The sequence below is a fragment of the Streptomyces sp. NPDC002785 genome, from assembly GCF_040295565.1.
In the GTDB taxonomy this organism is placed as follows: Bacteria; Actinomycetota; Actinomycetes; order Streptomycetales; family Streptomycetaceae; genus Streptomyces.
Genome location: NZ_JBEOVN010000014.1, coordinates 24,510 through 39,684 on the forward strand (window position 1 = coordinate 24,510; position 15,175 = coordinate 39,684).

Consider the following 15,175-nt stretch of genomic DNA (forward strand, 5'->3'; position numbering starts at 1 on the left):
CGCAAAGCAGGTGGAACGATGGTTGAGCAATGCTGATCTGACACCACACGCAAGGAACCGAGCGGACGCCTGTCGGGCGCTGGGAGTGGACGAAGAGATGTTGTGGCCGAAGGCGGTACAGGAACGCGTGAAGATCGGCACTGATCGAGAGCTGGTCCACAGCTACCCGTACCGGTCCGCGTGCCCGTCAACGATCTGGACGGAACTCGTCGAGTCAGCGCGCACGGAACTCTTCCTCGCCGGCTACACGAACTACTTCTTCTGGACCCAGGTGCCCCACTTCGCGGACACGATCCGACGCAAGGCCGAGGCGGGGTGCCGGGTGCGGTTCCTCGTGGGCGACCCGGACGGTGAGGTGACCCGTCAGCGGGAGACGATCGAGGACGTGGCCCTGTCCGTCTCCACGCGCATCAGGATCACGCTGGAGCACCTGGACCGTCTCGGGCCGCTCGAAGGCGTGGAGGTGCGCGTCTCCGCCCCGCTGGACGCCATCAACCATGTGAGCCTGTCCGTGTTCCGCTTCGATGGCGAAGCCCTGGTGACACCACATCTCGCCCGACTCGTCGGCCACGACTCACCCCTCCTGCACCTGCGCCGCCACGGCGGCGGGGGCATGTTCGACCGATTCGCGGAGCACGGCGAGGAACTGTGGGAGCGGGCTGTGTCTCGGGGCCCGGAAACCCGTACGTAAACCCGCCTGCCGCCACGTTCCGCCCCCCGCCCGGGGCACTCCGGGGGCACTCCCCCCTTCACAGGGCCGTTCTCCGACGCTGCCCGTCACTTTTCCGCTGATCAGACGGCGAAAAGCGCCCCAAAAAACGGGGTGAAGAAGTTCCTGCGCTCCTTCTCAAGGCCAAACTTGTGCTCGCGGCGAAGCGCTGCGGCAGCATTGCGCAAGCCAGCCCATCGGTCTATCCATGTACCACTCCCCGTGACGCCGGCCTGGAGGAAGACCCAGTTGACGTAGCCTTCGGCAGCCCCCTGCGCCAAGATCACTGTGGCGATCACGGCGCCCCGTTCACGCTGCCTCCGCTCCATGTCGGAGTCGCCGACCACCCGCTTCTGCGCCGCCTCCTCGGCAAAGCGTTGCGCAGCGAGGGCACGCGCCTTAGCTTGCCGAAAGAGAACGTGACTTCCGTTGTACCCGTGCGTCGTCACGTGGGCCATCATGGCGACGCCTCGTTCTGAATGACACCCCCAAGCGCCACACGGACTTCGGGGCCGTACTGGTCGTAGCGGCTGGACAAGCCGAAAGACCGCCCACCTCATCGGGCGGACGGCCTATTGGGGCTGGTCGGACTACTCGTTGTCGCTCAGCGCCCGATACAGCGTCGCGCGGGACACCCCGAGGGCCTTTGCGATGACCGTGACGCTCTCGCCCTTGGCCTTCCGAGCCTTGGCCGCAGCGAGCTTGTCCGCGTCCATCACGGCCGGACGGCCACCCATGCGCCCCTGAGCCCTAGCAGCGTCGAGACCGGCGCGCGTACGATCCTTGATCAAGCTGCGCTCGAACTCCGCCATGGCGCCCACCACCTGGAGCATGAGCCGACCGTCCGGGGTGTTCGGGTCGATGCTCGCCAGCGCGCCCGTCAGCACCTTGAAGCCGATCCCACGGGCAGCGAGGGAGTCCACCAGGGTCACCAGGTCGATCAGCGAGCGGGCGAACCGGTCCAGCTTCCACACGCACAGGGTGTCCCCTGGGCGGGCGTAGTCGAGAGCGGCCGTCAGTTCCGGGCGGTCGGTGTTCTTGCCGCTCGCCTTGTCCGCGAAGATCCGGGCGCAGCCCGCCTCAGTCAGCGCGTCGTGCTGCAACCGCGCTTCCTGGTCGTCGGTGGAGACTCGCACATAGCCGATCAGGTGTCCCGTGTTCTTCACCATGCACCAATCGTCTCAGAACTCGTCTCAAAACATCAAGAGTTCCCGAGGGGTTCCGAGACGGGTTTTGGGACACGGGTTCGGGCACCCTCGGACCCTGTCGCAGGCGTCTCATAAACCATCGTTTGATGGACGTCCGTCGACCGTCACGCACAGCAACTCCCCGCGCAAACAGTCCGATCAGCCACGCGAGAGTTTTCCCTCCCGGCCGCTCTGACCGGAAGCGAGGAGGGGGCACCTCCCTGGGGCCCACGTGCGGCAGCGCGACAGCGAAGCGGGCGCCCACGATGACGTGATGACGGATGAGGCCCTTGTTCTGTTTTTCTCTTATTTTTCTACGTGCAATCAAAAAAGTAGGGAGAACCGTCACTTCGTCATTGCTCTGCCGCTGAGAGAGCACGGCGACTCTCGGCGGGGTGATCACGACCCGCCGCCAGGAGGGTTCCCGGTAGCGGGCCGTGAACGGCGCTCAGGCCGGCTCAGGCGCCGTATCCCCCTGCCGCTGAACCTTCGCGCCCCGCAAGTCGATCGACAGCCGTTCCAGCGCGCGGCGCTTCATGTCCGCCGGGCGTCCCCCTCGCTGGCCCTTCGCGCACTCCAGGCGGGTTCCGGTGTCGAGCAACATGAAGCGCCGTTCCCGGGCGTCGCCGGTCCTCCAGTAATCGGCGTAGGTCTTCCCTGTGGGCACCAGCTCCGTGCGTTCTTTCTGTACCGGAATCGCTTCCAGGACCTCGGCGCGGCCCTCCAGGGCGTCCACCTGCTCCTGCCAGATGGCGAGGCCGACACGTGATCGCCGTGATTCGCGAACGGCGTACAGCTCGCGGATTTCGGTGGTGATCTCCTCCAGTTCGGGGCGGGGGTCGTAGCCGGGGTAGGTCACCCGTTCCAGCACAGGGAAGCCTCCCCACTCCTTCAGGAACTCCCGTTCCGCGTACTCCTCCACCCAGTCGGTCTTGATGGCTGCGGAAGCCTCGCAGGGAAGTCCCTTGGTGCGGGCCCGGCAGACGTAGACCGAGTAGGTGTGTGCGGGGACCCGGTACATGCGGCCCTTGCACGAGGCGCAGTGCAGGACGCCGAGCAGGAGCGCGCCGGTGTCCTTTCGGGTCCCGGCGGCCCCCTTGGGCCGTTCACCAAGCGCGGTCTTGATCTCCTCGAACCGGTCTCGCGTAAGGATCGGGTCGGAGGTGATGCTCACCGGCAGGCCGTTGCGGTCCCGGACGACAGAACCCGCGTACGTCTGGTGGCCGAGGAGTGACGGGGACAGCAGTACGCGTTTGACGGTCTGGCCGACCCACTTGCGCCCCTTCGGGTTTCGCCCTTGCCGAACGTCGTTCCAGTCGCGAGGCGTCAAGATGTCTTCGCTGTTCAGATGGAACGCGATGGCGTTCGGAGCGCTGCCGTCCAGCAGCATCCGGATCATCGTTTCGATGGCTTCCACGCGCTGCGAGTCCTGGGCCAGGGTCCAGCCTTCGCCGGCTGGACGCTGCACGGGTGCGTATCCGTACGGCGGGAGACCTCCGGAGTACCGCCCCATCGCCCGCAGCGCCGCATTGGCGCTCGTGACGCGCTCCTTGATGGCCTGGCTTTCCATCTGCGCGGCGAAGGCCAGCAGCATGGTGATCAATTCGGACATGATCGAGGTCATGTCCAGTTCGAGGGAGCTGCCTCCCGGGCCCTCCGCGAAGACCAGACGCTTGCCGTGGCGCTTTGCCCAGCGCGTCATCTCGGCCATGTCGCCCATGGAGCGGACGGCGCGGTCGAGCCGCCACCAGATGATCACGTCGAAGTCGTCGGGCCTGGCCAGCCAGTCGCCCAGTTCCGGCCGTTCGAACGGAGTCGTCCTGGTGGCGGAGACGTCCAGGTCCTCCGCGTAGCCGACGACCTCGGCTCCAAGGCGTCTGGCCTCCGCCTCACCGGCTTCCCGCTGGCGCTTGGGTGATGTCGACTCGTCGGTCCTGACGCTCAGTCGTACCGCGATGAGTGCCCGCAGCCGTGGGCGGTCGTTGTTCGTATTGGTCATGCGAATCCCCCTCCCAGGCAAACTGTATCTTCATTTCAATGGGATGGCGGATCGACTACCAGGTGGCGACGCCGGGGCTGGCCGGGCGTGCGGTGAAGGGCTGCGTCGAGCGGGCCGCTACGCACGGCGAGCGGTGGAGCGACCATGCTCCGGTGACGGTGGTTTTCGACCTGTAGGGCGGGTGGCGGGCGGGCTGATCGGGGGGCCTTCGCCAGGTGTGTACGGGCGGGCTCATCGGGGGTCTTCGCCAGGTGTGTACGGGCGGGGCCCGAACCCGGCCTGTCAGGGGGCTGGCCTGTGCGGCGGCCGGTCGGTGTTCTCGCGGCGCAGGCGGCGGTCCAGGGCCATGGAGAGCTCGGCGTCCATCACCGCGCGGGCCAGCGGGCGCAGTTGGGGTGGTTCCGCCTCGTCACTGTGGGCTTCGAGGACGCTCACGAAGAGTTCGGCGAGCGCGTCCGCGTGCTCGCGGACCCGGCGGCCGGCCGACAGTACGGTGGCGAGCGGCACCCCTTCCCGCACCAGCTCCGCCGACACCTCCAGGAGGCGTCGGCTGATGTGGACGATCTCGTCGCCGTCGGTGGCCAGATAGCCCAGGTCGAGGGCGGCGGCCAGATTCTCCGGGGTGACCTCGCCCTCGAAGTAGTCCGCGAGCTGTTCCGGAGTGAGGCGGACCGGGGTCTCCTCGGTCGGTTCGCCCAGGCCCAGCACCTCGGCGACGTCGTGGCCGCTCTCGAAGGTGCGGGCGAGATCGGCGATACCGGTGAGGGTGTGGCCGCGCTCCAGCAGGCCCGCGATGGTGCGCAGCCGGGCCAGATGGTGGTCGTCGTACCAGGCGATGCGCCCCTCGCGGCGGGGTGGCGAGATCAGGCCGCGCTCCCGGTAGAAGCGCACGGTCCGCACGGGGATGCCGGCCTCCTCGGCCAGCTCCTCCATCCGGTATTCACGGTGCTCGCGTCCTTCAGCCACCCCCGCACCCTATGTTGTACCGCCGGTAACTTTCCCTTGCCGTACCCCTACCCATCGGTACGGAGCTGTTCTACTCTCCGAACAATGCCAGTGATTGCTGGCAGAGTCGTGTGGCGTATCGCGGGAGGCGGCAGCATGGCCCAGCACGAGCACGTACGAGTGGCGGTGATCGGATCCGGATTCGGCGGCCTCGGGGCCGCGGTCCGGCTGCGCCGGGAAGGCGTCACGGACTTCGTCGTCCTGGAACGGGCCGAATCCGTCGGCGGCACCTGGCGCGACAACAGTTATCCCGGCTGCGCCTGCGACGTACCGTCCCACCTCTACTCGTTCTCGTTCGCACCCAACCCCGGGTGGCCGCGCACCTTCTCCGGCCAGGAACACATCCGCGCCTACCTGGAACATGTCGCGGACACTTTCGGGCTGCGCCCGCACATCAGGCTCAGTCATGAAGTGATGACGATGCGTTGGGAGCGCGACGAGCTCCACTGGGTCATCGAGACCGGGAACGGGGCCACGTTCACCGCCGATGTCGTCGTCTCCGCGACCGGCCCGCTCTCCGACCCGAAGATGCCGGACATACCCGGGCTCGACGGCTTCCCCGGCAAGGTCTTCCACTCGGCCCGCTGGGACCACGACTACGACCTGGCCGGCAAGCGCGTCGCGATGATAGGCACCGGCGCCTCCGCCATCCAGATCGTCCCCTCGATCCAGCCGAAGGCCGCCAGGCTGACGCTCTTCCAGCGCACCCCGCCGTGGGTCATGCCGCGCATGGACCGCAGGATCAGCGGCGCCGAACGCTGGCTGCACCGCACGCTCCCGATCACCGGCACCGCGCGTCGCGGACTGCTCTGGGGCATAAGGGAGTTGCAGGTCGGCGCCTTCACCAAGCACCCGAACGAGCTGGGCCTGGTCGAGAAGATAGCCAAGTCCAACATGGCGCGCGCCATCAAGGACCCGGCGCTGCGGGCCAAGCTGACCCCCTCGTACCGCATCGGCTGCAAGCGCATCCTGCTCTCCAGCGCCTACTACCCGGCGCTCGCCCAGCCCAATGTGGAGGTGGTCGCCTCCGGTCTGGCCGAGGTGCGCGGCTCCACGGCCGTCGCCTTCGACGGTACTCGGACCGAGGTCGACGCGATCATCTTCGGCACCGGCTTCCATGTGACCGACCTGCCGATCGCCGACCGGGTGGTGGGCGCGGAAGGCATCACGCTCGCCGAGTCCTGGAAGGACGGCATGCAGGCGCTGCGCGGTGCGAGCGCGTCCGGCTTTCCCAACTGGATGACGATCATCGGCCCCAACACGGGGCTCGGGAACTCCTCGATGATCCTCATGATCGAGTCCCAGCTGAACTACATGGCCGACTATCTGCGCCAGCTGAACGTTCTGGGCGGCCGGGTCGCACTCGACGCGCGTCCCTCGGCGGTCGGCGCGTGGAACCGTCGCGTCCAGGAGCGGATGAAGCGCACCGTGTGGAACACCGGTGGCTGCAACAGCTGGTACCTGGACGCCGCAACACCACGGTCTGGCCGGGCACCACTACCGAGTTCCGGAAGGTGACGCGGTCGGTCGACCTCGCGGAGTACGAGGTCGTACGGGTGCCGAAGCAGGCCGCCGCCCCCGGGTGGTCCGTCGTCGAGGAGGTCGTCGGATGAGCCGGCTGCTGCGGCGCGACGACGCCCCGCCGGTCCCCGCGCGTGAACTGACCGCGCTCTCCGCCGACGGTGCCCGCATCCATGTCGAGGTGCACGGGCGGGACGGCGCCCCCGCGGTGGTGCTGTCGCACGGCTGGACCTGCAACACCCACTTCTGGGCCGCGCAGATCCGGGACCTTGCGGCGGACCACCGGGTTGTCGTCTACGACCAGCGGGGCCACGGCCGTTCACCCGCGGTGGGCCGCGACAGGTACAGCACAAACGCCCTCGCCGACGACCTCGAAGCGGTGCTGGCCGCCACACTCGAACCGGGCGAGAAGGCCGTGCTCGCCGGACACTCCATGGGCGGCATGACGATGATGGCCGCCTCGCGACGGGCCGGGCTGCGTGAGCACGCGGCCGCCGTACTGCTGTGCAGCACCGGCAGTTCGCGGCTGATCGCCGAGTCGTTGGTGGTGCCGTTGCGGGCCGGGGCCGTCCGTACCCGGATGACCCGCGCGATTCTCGGGGCGCGGGCCCCGCTCGGTCCGGTCACACCGGTCTCCAGGCGGATACTCAAGTACGGCACGATGGGAGCGGGCTCGGCCCCCGAGCGGGTCGAGATCTGCGCCAGGATCGTGCACGCGTGCCCGCGGGCGGCCAGGGTCGCCTGGGGGCATGTCATCGCGGACCTCGATCTCGACGCAGGGGTACGGGAGTTGAGGGTGCCCACGGCAGTGATCGCGGGTACGGAGGACCGGTTGACACCGCCCGTGCACGCCCGTGCCATCGCGGCGGCGCTGCCCGACTGCCTGGGGCTGACCGTGCTGACGGGCATGGGGCACATGACACCGGTGGAGGCGCCGGAGGCGGTCACCGCGAAGATCCGGGAGCTCGTCACCGCGTACGTCCCGACGGGCGGCGCGGACAGTGTGGACGGCATGGCCGAGAAGGAGGATGTGGCATGAACGGCGGACGGAGTCTCGAAGGACAGGTCGTCGTCGTCACGGGCGCGGCGCGTGGCGTGGGAGAACTGCTGGCGCGCAAGCTCTCGGCGCGCGGGGCCAAGCTCGCGCTGGTCGGTCTGGAGCCGGACGAGCTGAAGAAGGTCTCCGAGCGGCTGCACGGGGACAGCGACCACTGGTTCGCGGACGTCACCGACCACGAGGCGATGGCCCGCGTCGCCCAGGAGGTCAAGGAGCGGTTCGGGAAGGTCGATGTCGTCGTCGCCAACGCCGGGGTCGCATCGGGTGGTCCGTTCGTCGACTCGGACCCGGACGCGTGGCGTCGGGTCATCGAGGTCAATCTGATCGGTGGCGCGGTGACCGGGCGGGCGTTCCTGCCGGTGCTCATGGAGAGCCGCGGGTACTTCCTGCAGATCGCCTCGCTCGCGGCGATCACGCCCGCGCCGATGATGACCGCGTACTGCGCGTCCAAATCGGGCGTGGAGGCGTTCGCGCACAGCCTGCGCGCCGAGGTCGGCTACCGCGGGGTGAAGGTCGGGGTCGGTTATCTGTCCTGGACCGACACGGACATGGTGCGGGGCGCGGACCAGGACGACGTGATGCGGGAGCTGCGACAGCGGCTGCCCTGGCCGTCGAACCGTACGTATCCGCTGGGCCCGGCCGTCGACCGGATCGTGGCCGGTATCGAACGGCGCTCCGCGCATGTGTACGCACAGTGGTGGCTGCGCGGGATGCAGTCCGTGCGGGGCTACCTCCCCTCGGTGATCGGTGTCGTCGGACAGCGGGAGATGCGGCGCTTCGGGTCACGGCTGGAGGGCGTGAGCAAGGGCCTCGTGGGCGCGGGAGGCGCTGCGGACCAGGACGCACGGGCGGTGCGTACGCAGCGTTAATGATCGAAATGCGGTGGATGCCGGGGCGTGTAACTCTGATCGAGGTCCTCACGGACCGTCCCCCACGCACCACTAGGAGTGAAAAGCATGGGTATCGCAGACCAGTTCAAGGACAAGGCGCAGGAGCTCGCCGACCAGGCGAAGAAGAAGACGAACGAGGGCCGCGGCGAGGGCCGGGAGCGGACGCGGGACGCGTCCCAGCGGGCCTCGAAGACGTCGCAGCAGGGCCGTGGCAGAGTCCAGGACGCCGCGGATGACATGCCCGAGCGCCGCGACCGCTGACGCGTTCGCGACTTTGCGACTTCGCGACTTCGCGCGTTGTCTGTGTGAAGGGCGTGCCCGGGAGACCGGGCACGCCCTTCACGCGTTGCCAGAAGTCCTCCACCAGCCGGTGGTCACGGCGTAACTCCTCCAGAACCGGGAGCGGTTCGGCGAACCGCTCGGCAACTTCGGGGAACGCGGTGTCGGATCTGCCGTAGCGCCTGCCCCACGGCACGGTTCGTCACGCGGTGCGGGGCACGGCCCGGCCGGGCCGTGCCGACGACCAGATGTCAGCTCTCGGCCGGGTGCACCAGGTCGCTCGGGTCGGTGTTCGCCCCGCACAGTACGACGGCGACTCGCTCGCCGCTGCCCGGCCGGTAGCTGCGGCTCGGTGCCGTCGGCCGGGTCGGCAGGTCCCGGTCGGGCACGTGGGAGTCCGGAGCGGTGAGCGCGGCGAGCGCGGTGGCGGCGGCGTGCTCGACGGCGACGCGGCGGTGGTCCCACAACGCCTGGCGCGCGTGGACGATTTCGCTGTCCCGCACCAGGACGGAGCGGACGTCGTCCTGGCGGGCGGCGTGCAGGGCCAGGGCGGTGGCGCGGCGGGCGCCGAGGGCGTCGATGGCGATCGAGTCGACGGGGACATCGACCGGGCGACCGGCCTCGATGGCGGCGTTCAGCGCCCGGCAGTTCTCCGGCTCGACGGCGACCGTGCGGATGTTGTGGTGCCGGGCGGCGGTGGCGACGCCGGCGAACAGGCCGCCGCCGCCGACCGAGACCACCACGGTGTCCAGACCGGGGATCCGGGCGTGGATCTCCTCCAGCAGGGTGCCGGCCCCGGCGGCGATCAACGGGTGGTCGTAGGCGTGCGAGGCGAGCGCGCCGGACGTGGCGGCGAACTCCTCGCACGCTTCGAGGGCTTCGGCGTACTCCGCGCCGACGATCCGCACGTCCGCCCCGAGGTCGCGGAGCTTGGTCACCTTCACCGCCGGGGCGACGGTCGGCAGGAACACCGTGGCCCGTACGCCCTGCTGCTGGGCGGCCCACGCGCAGGCCAGCCCGGCGTTGCCGCCGGAGGCGATGGTCACCCCCGCGTTCGGCAGGGTGCCGGCCTCGCGGTGGGCCTGGATGAAGTTCTGCGCGCCGCGCGCCTTGAAGGAGCCGGTGTGCTGCATGAATTCCAGTGCGAGCCAGACCTCGCAGGGCTCCTCGGACCGGCCGTCGAGGGGACCGCCGTGCGCTGTGCGGATCGTTCCCGGGTCGACGGGGGCGAGGGTGACCGGGCGGACGTGTCCGGCGATCCGGTCAGTGGCGGCCTTGATGTCGTCGTACGTGAGCTGGTGCACGTCGTTGCTCCTGCCGGGAGAGGACCACGGCCGGGCGACGAGCCGGACCGGTGGTGGTGCGGGTGGGGAAGAACACGAAGACGATCTTCCGCCTGCCTGCGTCCTGCCCCGGCGCGGGGTGGGAAACCCACCGATCCGGCGGCGAAGAAGGCGGACCTGCGTCTGTGCGCGCCAGCTCGTCCGGCCTCCCGCCGACGAAGGCGGGTACGGCCAGGCAGGCCGCCGCCACGATGACGGCCGCGGTCACCGCCCACCACCTCATACGTGTGCGGGGAGCGCCGGGGGCCGGTTCGTCGGGGGCGGCACGGTCCGGAGCCTCCGGTGAGGACATGGGCCGAGCCCGGCCGCTCCACTCGGCGTCCGCCAGCTCCCAGAGGGCCAGCAGCCGGCCGGCCGACGTCCCGGTGAGCGCACACAGTGCGTCGACCGCTTGGCGCGGTACGGGCTTCTTCCCGTTGAGGTACCGCTCCCAGGACGACTTGCTGTACGGGGTACGGGACGCCAGCGCGGCCAGGCTCAGCCCGGACCGTTCCCTGATCTTCCGGAGTTCCTCCGCCAGTTGCCCGCCCACGGTGGAGGCCGTCATCTGCGCAGCTCCCTCCAGGTGTCCGGGCCGATGATGCCGTCGACGACCAGGCGATGCTTGCCCTGGAACTCCTTGGCGGCCTTCTTGGCCCGCTCGCCGTACAGCCCGTCGAAGCCGCCGGGGCTGAAGCCCTTCTCGCGCAGCAGGCACTGGGCCTCCACCACGTCGAAACCGGTGCTGTTGATGTCGAGCAGCATCTCGTGGGTGTCGCTGTGGTTCGCCCGCAGCTCACCGTTCTTCCGCTGTACGTGGCATGTGTAGGTCTGACCACGCAGGTACCCGCTTCCGGCCGCCTCGGCACCGGTCTTTCCCGCCGGAGCGTCGGCGTCCCACGCCCGCGCCGTCAGCAACCCGGCCCCGAAGGACACGGCGGCGGCCAGGGCCCCGGCACGCCGGTGCCTGCCCGGGGTGGGACGTACGGCCCGCCGTGCCTCGCGTTGCCGCCGCCCCGAGGTGCCTCGCCGCGATGAGGCCGTCGGGCTCCGGCAAGAGCACGCTGATGCACTGCGCCGCCGGGCTGGACCCGCCGACCTCGGGCAGCGTCCGCATCGACGGCCTCGGGGCGATCGGGGGATGCTAACTAGCCCTCGAATGTGGTGAGTTGATCAGATATACCTTTAATGGCGAGTAAACGGCCTCAGCGGGCCGCCTTGGGATCCGGTGCCTCGTCCGGAGCGGAAATCGGGCCCGGGTCCTTGGTGTCGGTGTCGAACGGCGGTGCCTTCTCGGTCCACTTCATCGACGTGATCGTCGTGTAGTCCAGCAGCTCGCCCTTGCTCACACCGTCGCCGCTCCGGGTTGCCACCCTCTCGGTGCCGAGCGGCATGCCCGTGGACTTGTCGAAGATCAGGCGAATTTCGGCGGGCTCGTGGGGGCTGGGGAGGGCGACGGCGTAGCCGGTGCGGCCGGTGTGGTCCTTGACGTCGCCGAGGGAGCGCACGCCGGGTTCGGCGGCGAGGAGGCGGTAGGCGGCGGCGCGCAGGGCCGGGGTGGAGGGGAGGGCCGTGGCGAGTCGGATGGCTGTGTCGACGACGATCTGGTCGAGGATTCTCTTCGGGGCGTTGTAGTCCTTGTCGACCAGGGCGAACAGGCGCTTGCGGAGGGCCTGTTCGTCGGTGGGGAGCGTGGCCAGGAGATGGAGGGGGAGGTCGCCCATCGCGACGATGTCCCCGGATCCGCCGGGGGCGTCGTGTTGGATCTCGCCCTTGCCGGCGTAGGTGACGGTCTCACCTGCCAGGTTCCACGACGTGGGGGAACCGTCCGCCTTCCATGCCGCCTCGTCGGCTTTCGTGGCCGGACGGGCGCCCGGGTCCAGGAGTTGCGACCACTGCTTGTTCTTGGCGGTGGCCGTCCAGTACCGATGCTCGGAGCGGTCGTCGACGGTGTAGTTCTTGCCGGGGACCTTGTGGAGGGAACCGAGGTGTTCCTCCACGTACCAGTACGTGCCGGAGCCGGCCGGTTGCTGTCCGACGTGGGAGGCGGCGGCGAGAAGGACCTGGCTGCCGGAGCCCAGCGTGGCGGAGGGCGCATGTCCTGGCTTCTGAGGCGTGGTGTCGGTGATCACCACAGCCGCCACCGCCATCGCCGTGGCCAGGGCGAGACCCGAGACCAGAGGGCGGCCCATCCTCCGTGGCCGGGCGGTGGCGCGAGCCGTGCGCGTCGCGCGCGGACGGGTCATGACCGTTGCGAGCTCCTCTTCGCGAACCGGCGACGTCGTGGGGCGGTCGGGGGCGAGGTGGGCGGGGCGGGCGGCTGTCAGGCGGTGCAGGATGTCGTTCTTCACCGGGCTTCCTCTCCTACGGTGATACGGGCTCGGGTGGACACGCGCCGCACGGCTGCGGCTTCCTCCACGAGCGGGGAGGCCGACGCGGCCTGGATGAGACGTTTGCGCGCCCGGTGCAGGCGGACCCGCAGGGTGATGGGCGAGCAGCCGACCACCGCGGCCGCCTGTGCCGGGGTCAGGCCCTGCCACGCGGAGAGGATCAGCAGTTCGCGATCGTCCTCCGGCAGCGTGGTCAGCGCCTTGAGCAGCGCGCTTCGTTCGGATACCTCCTCGGCGATGTCCGCCTCGGTGGGTTCCGCCCAGGAGCGCAGCTCGGCGGCGAGCGACGCGCGTCTGGCCTCCGCCCGGATGCTGTCCCGCAGGATGTTGCGGGCGACCCCGAGCAGCCATGGCAGCGGCGGCTCGGGGACGTCGTCCAGCTTGCGCCAGGCCACGGTGAATGTCTCGTTGACCACCTCGTCGGCGACCTGTCGTCCCGCACGGCTGACCACGTAGGCCCACACGCGTTGCCGGCAGCCGTCGTAGATGGCGGTGAAACGATCCGCGTCGTAGTCGGGCACTGCCGCACCTCCTGACCCTCTTGGTGTGTTCTGTCATTGGGTAGTGGGCCGAACGGGCTGATCGTTACAGCGGCAGGTCGGGAAACACATCCGAGAGGCGAGGCGTACGTCACATCCGGGTCCGCAGTCGCGTTCGGCAGTGCCGGCCTCATCCAGCGCGTGAAGACAGCGCACCATCACCTGCCGGGCCAACGCCCGGTGCTGGGACAGAGGAAGCCGGCGGTGGCGTACCACGCGTTCCAGCGCTCGGGCGCGAAGGCGGGCGACTTCGCGCTCGTCGGCGGCGCCGGCCCCATCGGGCTGCTCACCTGCGCGGTGCTCAAGGCGATGGGCGTCGAGGTCGCGGTCTCCGAACTCAGCCCGCTGCGTCGGCAGAAGGCGCTGGACGCCAAGGTCGCCGACCACGTCATCGACCCCGCCGTCACCGACGTCGCCGAGGAGGTCCGGCGCCTCACCGGCGGCACGGGCGCGGACGTCGCGTTCGAGGCCACGTCCGTCAACGTCGTCCTCGACACGCTGTTCGACGCCATCAAGCCGGGTGGTGTCATCACCGTCATCTCGATCTGGGGCAAGCCGGCGTCGATCGACATGCAGAAGCTTGTCCTCAAGGAGGTCGACCTGCGCGGCACGATCGCCTACGTCAACTCCCACCCGCAGACCATCAAGCTCGTGCAGGAGGGGCGCATCGACCTGGCGCCGTCCATCACCAAGACCATCGGCCTGGACGCCCTCGTCACCGAAGGCTTCGAGACCCTGATCCACCACAACGAGACCGCCGTCAAGATCCTGGTGGACCCCCGCCGCTGACACACGGGCGGACCGTGGCGACGCGGCCGACGGCCCGGGTCCGGGGCGTACTCCGCGCCTTCGGCTCGGACATGGCGGAGGCGACCCTGCGGCCCCTGCGATTCTTCGCAGCGGAGCCGCACGGGTCGGCCCGGTCGCCGACCTCTGGCGGGACCAACGACGGTACGTCAGCGGTACGTGCGTCGGCCGTATCCGTGTCGAGCTGAGCGATCCCGAGCCGCGTGCCTGGCCGGCTCTCCGGACCGCTGCCGGGGGCGACGAGTCGGGGCGGGGGCTGTCGCTCGTGGACGCGTTGGCGCTGCGGTGGGGCGTCGAGCAGGGGCTGTACGGGAAGACGGTGTGGTGCGAGTTGAGGGCGCCCGTCGGGTGGGACCGGGTGGTGGACGAGCCGGTCACCGTCGGCCCCGGCGGTCCGGGGTCAGGAGCCGGTCCGGGTGCGCTGTCCCGGGATGTCGTGGACGGGTGATGCGGGGAGCACTGCCGCACGGCCGAACCGGACCGCACCGGTCGGCCCCGTGGCACGTCGGTGGTGGGACCGGAACCGGTGGTTCGCCCTCGGCCAGCCCGCTGCGGGCGGCCAGGTCCGGCACGCCGAATCCGGTGGCCCAGACGGTGACCCGGCTGGGGCGTTCGCGGCCGTCACCGAGCCGCACGGCATCGCGGGTCACGGCCGTCACCCTCGCGCCGGGGCCTTCGAGCACGGTCACACCGAGCCCGGCGAGGGTCCGGGCGACCGAGCGCCGGCCCCGGGGGTGCAGATACGGGCCGAGCACCTGGCCGCAGACCAGGGTCACGGCGCGGCCCTCCTCAGCCAGTTCGGCGGCGGTCTCGATGCCGGTCGGACCGGACCCGACCACGGTCACCGGGGCCGACGCGGGCGCGGCGTCGACGACCGGCCGCAGTCGCCGCGCCTCTTCCAGGGTGGCGATCGGGTGGGCGAACTCCGCCGCGCCGGGCACGTCCGGTTCGGCGCTGCCGCTGCCCACCGCGTAGATCAGGTAGTCGTAGCCGACCGTGCCGCCGGTCGTCAGTGCCACGCGGTGCCCGGCCGCGTCGATCGTCGCCACGCTGTCGACCATCAGCCGGATGTTCCCGGCCAGGACCTCCCCGTAGTCGACGACCGCGTCATGGCTGCCGCCGACCAGTTGGTGCAGGCGGATGCGCTCGACGAAGACAGGGCGCGGATTGATCAGGGTCACGGTCACGTCGTCGCGGTGCGCCAGGCGGTTGGCCGCGATGACGCCGGCGTATCCTCCGCCGATCACGACCACATCGGTGTTCTCGGTCATGGTGTCTCCTTCGTTGCCGGGTTTCGGCATCAAGACACCGCGTGACGGCTTCCTGTGACATCGCGTGAGGCAGATCACCCGCACCGGTGCGGGACCGGGGCGCGGAGCGCCTGGCGGGTGCCGTCGAGGGGGCGACGTGGGGGGCAGGGGGACGGGAGCTATATTCCTGTTATCGGGATAAAAGGTTTGCCTTTCCTAA

Annotated in this window: 14 protein-coding genes and 4 pseudogenes; 8 read left to right on the top strand and 10 right to left on the bottom strand. The window is 69.8% G+C overall.

Annotated elements, in window-relative coordinates; all coding sequences use genetic code 11:
* The first annotated feature begins 97 nt into the window (after window positions 1-97).
* Window positions 98-691: an XRE family transcriptional regulator gene (locus ABTZ94_RS06305; RefSeq protein WP_351198048.1), complete on the top strand. Its 594-nt coding sequence runs from the start codon at window positions 98-100 to the stop codon at window positions 689-691.
* 101 nt (window positions 692-792) lie between these two features.
* Here the strand turns inward: ABTZ94_RS06305 and ABTZ94_RS06310 are convergent, their stop codons facing one another.
* From ABTZ94_RS06310 to ABTZ94_RS06320, 3 genes are all read right to left on the bottom strand, one after another.
* Window positions 793-1,158, bottom strand: coding sequence for a hypothetical protein (locus tag ABTZ94_RS06310; protein ID WP_351198050.1), 366 nt, complete (start codon window positions 1,156-1,158; stop codon window positions 793-795).
* 141 nt (window positions 1,159-1,299) lie between these two features.
* Window positions 1,300-1,878 carry a recombinase family protein gene (locus tag ABTZ94_RS06315; protein ID WP_351198052.1) on the bottom strand — a complete coding sequence of 193 codons (579 nt, stop codon included), beginning with the start codon at window positions 1,876-1,878 and terminating at the stop codon, window positions 1,300-1,302.
* Window positions 1,879-2,344: 466 nt separating this feature from the next.
* Window positions 2,345-3,895, bottom strand: coding sequence for a recombinase family protein (locus ABTZ94_RS06320; protein ID WP_351198054.1), 1,551 nt, complete (start codon window positions 3,893-3,895; stop codon window positions 2,345-2,347).
* Between ABTZ94_RS06320 and ABTZ94_RS06325 the strand changes: the two are divergent.
* Window positions 3,868-4,071 (top strand): annotated as a pseudogene (locus ABTZ94_RS06325) (exodeoxyribonuclease III); the annotation flags it as partial. The gene ABTZ94_RS06320 and the pseudogene ABTZ94_RS06325 sit on opposite strands and share 28 nt — an antisense overlap.
* Window positions 4,072-4,177: 106 nt before the next feature.
* On the opposite strand, the gene ABTZ94_RS06330 reads toward ABTZ94_RS06325, so the two are convergent.
* Window positions 4,178-4,828, bottom strand: a complete 651-nt coding sequence (locus ABTZ94_RS06330; protein ID WP_351198121.1) for a MerR family transcriptional regulator — start codon at window positions 4,826-4,828, stop codon at window positions 4,178-4,180.
* A gap of 168 nt (window positions 4,829-4,996) precedes the next feature.
* Here ABTZ94_RS06330 and ABTZ94_RS06335 point away from each other — a divergent pair.
* The 4 genes and pseudogenes from ABTZ94_RS06335 (at window position 4,997) to ABTZ94_RS06350 (ending at window position 8,629) form a co-directional block, all read left to right on the top strand.
* Window positions 4,997-6,513 (top strand): annotated as a pseudogene (locus ABTZ94_RS06335) (flavin-containing monooxygenase).
* Window positions 6,510-7,460: an alpha/beta fold hydrolase gene (locus tag ABTZ94_RS06340; protein WP_351198056.1), complete on the top strand. Its 951-nt coding sequence runs from the start codon at window positions 6,510-6,512 to the stop codon at window positions 7,458-7,460. Before ABTZ94_RS06335 ends, ABTZ94_RS06340 begins: the two are co-directional and overlap by 4 nt.
* Window positions 7,457-8,347, top strand: coding sequence for an SDR family oxidoreductase (locus tag ABTZ94_RS06345; RefSeq protein WP_351198058.1), 891 nt, complete (start codon window positions 7,457-7,459; stop codon window positions 8,345-8,347). Before ABTZ94_RS06340 ends, ABTZ94_RS06345 begins: the two co-directional genes overlap by 4 nt.
* An 87-nt stretch (window positions 8,348-8,434) precedes the next feature.
* The gene (locus ABTZ94_RS06350) at window positions 8,435-8,629 is read left to right on the top strand and encodes a hypothetical protein (protein ID WP_351198060.1); all 195 of its coding nucleotides are present in this window, start codon (window positions 8,435-8,437) and stop codon (window positions 8,627-8,629) included.
* 269 nt (window positions 8,630-8,898) lie between these two features.
* Here the strand turns inward: ABTZ94_RS06350 and ABTZ94_RS06355 are convergent, their stop codons facing one another.
* The 3 genes from ABTZ94_RS06355 to ABTZ94_RS06365 are packed head-to-tail and all read right to left on the bottom strand — an operon-like array spanning window position 8,899 to window position 10,905.
* Window positions 8,899-9,951, bottom strand: a complete 1,053-nt coding sequence (locus ABTZ94_RS06355) for a threonine/serine dehydratase (RefSeq protein ID WP_351198062.1) — start codon at window positions 9,949-9,951, stop codon at window positions 8,899-8,901.
* On the bottom strand, window positions 9,911-10,537 hold the full coding sequence (locus ABTZ94_RS37770) for a helix-turn-helix domain-containing protein (protein WP_502967187.1): 627 nt from the start codon (window positions 10,535-10,537) through the stop codon (window positions 9,911-9,913). Before ABTZ94_RS37770 ends, ABTZ94_RS06355 begins: the two co-directional genes overlap by 41 nt.
* Window positions 10,534-10,905 (bottom strand): peptidoglycan-binding domain-containing protein, encoded by a 372-nt coding sequence (locus tag ABTZ94_RS06365; protein WP_351198064.1) that lies wholly within the window; start codon window positions 10,903-10,905, stop codon window positions 10,534-10,536. The genes ABTZ94_RS37770 and ABTZ94_RS06365 overlap by 4 nt, the downstream gene beginning before the upstream one ends.
* Window positions 10,906-10,994: 89 nt before the next feature.
* Here ABTZ94_RS06365 and ABTZ94_RS06370 point away from each other — a divergent pair.
* Window positions 10,995-11,093: pseudogene (locus ABTZ94_RS06370) on the top strand (ATP-binding cassette domain-containing protein); the annotation flags it as partial.
* Window positions 11,094-11,174: 81 nt separating this feature from the next.
* Here the strand turns inward: ABTZ94_RS06370 and ABTZ94_RS06375 are convergent.
* Both ABTZ94_RS06375 and ABTZ94_RS06380 read right to left on the bottom strand, forming a co-directional pair.
* On the bottom strand, window positions 11,175-12,320 hold the full coding sequence (locus ABTZ94_RS06375) for a CU044_5270 family protein (protein ID WP_351198066.1): 1,146 nt from the start codon (window positions 12,318-12,320) through the stop codon (window positions 11,175-11,177).
* On the bottom strand, window positions 12,317-12,880 hold the full coding sequence (locus ABTZ94_RS06380) for an RNA polymerase sigma factor (RefSeq protein WP_351198068.1): 564 nt from the start codon (window positions 12,878-12,880) through the stop codon (window positions 12,317-12,319). Before ABTZ94_RS06380 ends, ABTZ94_RS06375 begins: the two co-directional genes overlap by 4 nt.
* 222 nt (window positions 12,881-13,102) lie before the next feature.
* Between ABTZ94_RS06380 and ABTZ94_RS06385 the strand changes: the two genes are divergently transcribed.
* On the top strand, window positions 13,103-13,687 hold the full coding sequence (locus ABTZ94_RS06385; protein ID WP_502967188.1) for a zinc-binding dehydrogenase: 585 nt from the start codon (window positions 13,103-13,105) through the stop codon (window positions 13,685-13,687).
* Window positions 13,688-14,244: 557 nt separating this feature from the next.
* Here the strand turns inward: ABTZ94_RS06385 and ABTZ94_RS06395 are convergent.
* Window positions 14,245-14,976, bottom strand: a pseudogene (locus ABTZ94_RS06395) (NAD(P)/FAD-dependent oxidoreductase); the annotation flags it as partial.
* Window positions 14,977-15,175 lie beyond the last annotated feature (199 nt).

Bases quoted from the DNA above. Each gene is read 5' to 3' on its own strand.
- ABTZ94_RS06305 (WP_351198048.1), top strand. From the start codon at position 98: ATGTTGTGGCCGAAGGCGGTACAGGAACGCGTGAAGATCGGCACTGAT.
- ABTZ94_RS06315 (WP_351198052.1), bottom strand. From the start codon at position 1,878: ATGGTGAAGAACACGGGACACCTGATCGGCTATGTGCGAGTCTCCACC.
- ABTZ94_RS06320 (WP_351198054.1), bottom strand. From the start codon at position 3,895: ATGACCAATACGAACAACGACCGCCCACGGCTGCGGGCACTCATCGCG.
- ABTZ94_RS06330 (WP_351198121.1), bottom strand. From the start codon at position 4,828: ATGGAGGAGCTGGCCGAGGAGGCCGGCATCCCCGTGCGGACCGTGCGC.
- ABTZ94_RS06340 (WP_351198056.1), top strand. From the start codon at position 6,510: ATGAGCCGGCTGCTGCGGCGCGACGACGCCCCGCCGGTCCCCGCGCGT.
- ABTZ94_RS06345 (WP_351198058.1), top strand. From the start codon at position 7,457: ATGAACGGCGGACGGAGTCTCGAAGGACAGGTCGTCGTCGTCACGGGC.
- ABTZ94_RS06350 (WP_351198060.1), top strand. From the start codon at position 8,435: ATGGGTATCGCAGACCAGTTCAAGGACAAGGCGCAGGAGCTCGCCGAC.
- ABTZ94_RS37770 (WP_502967187.1), bottom strand. From the start codon at position 10,537: ATGACGGCCTCCACCGTGGGCGGGCAACTGGCGGAGGAACTCCGGAAG.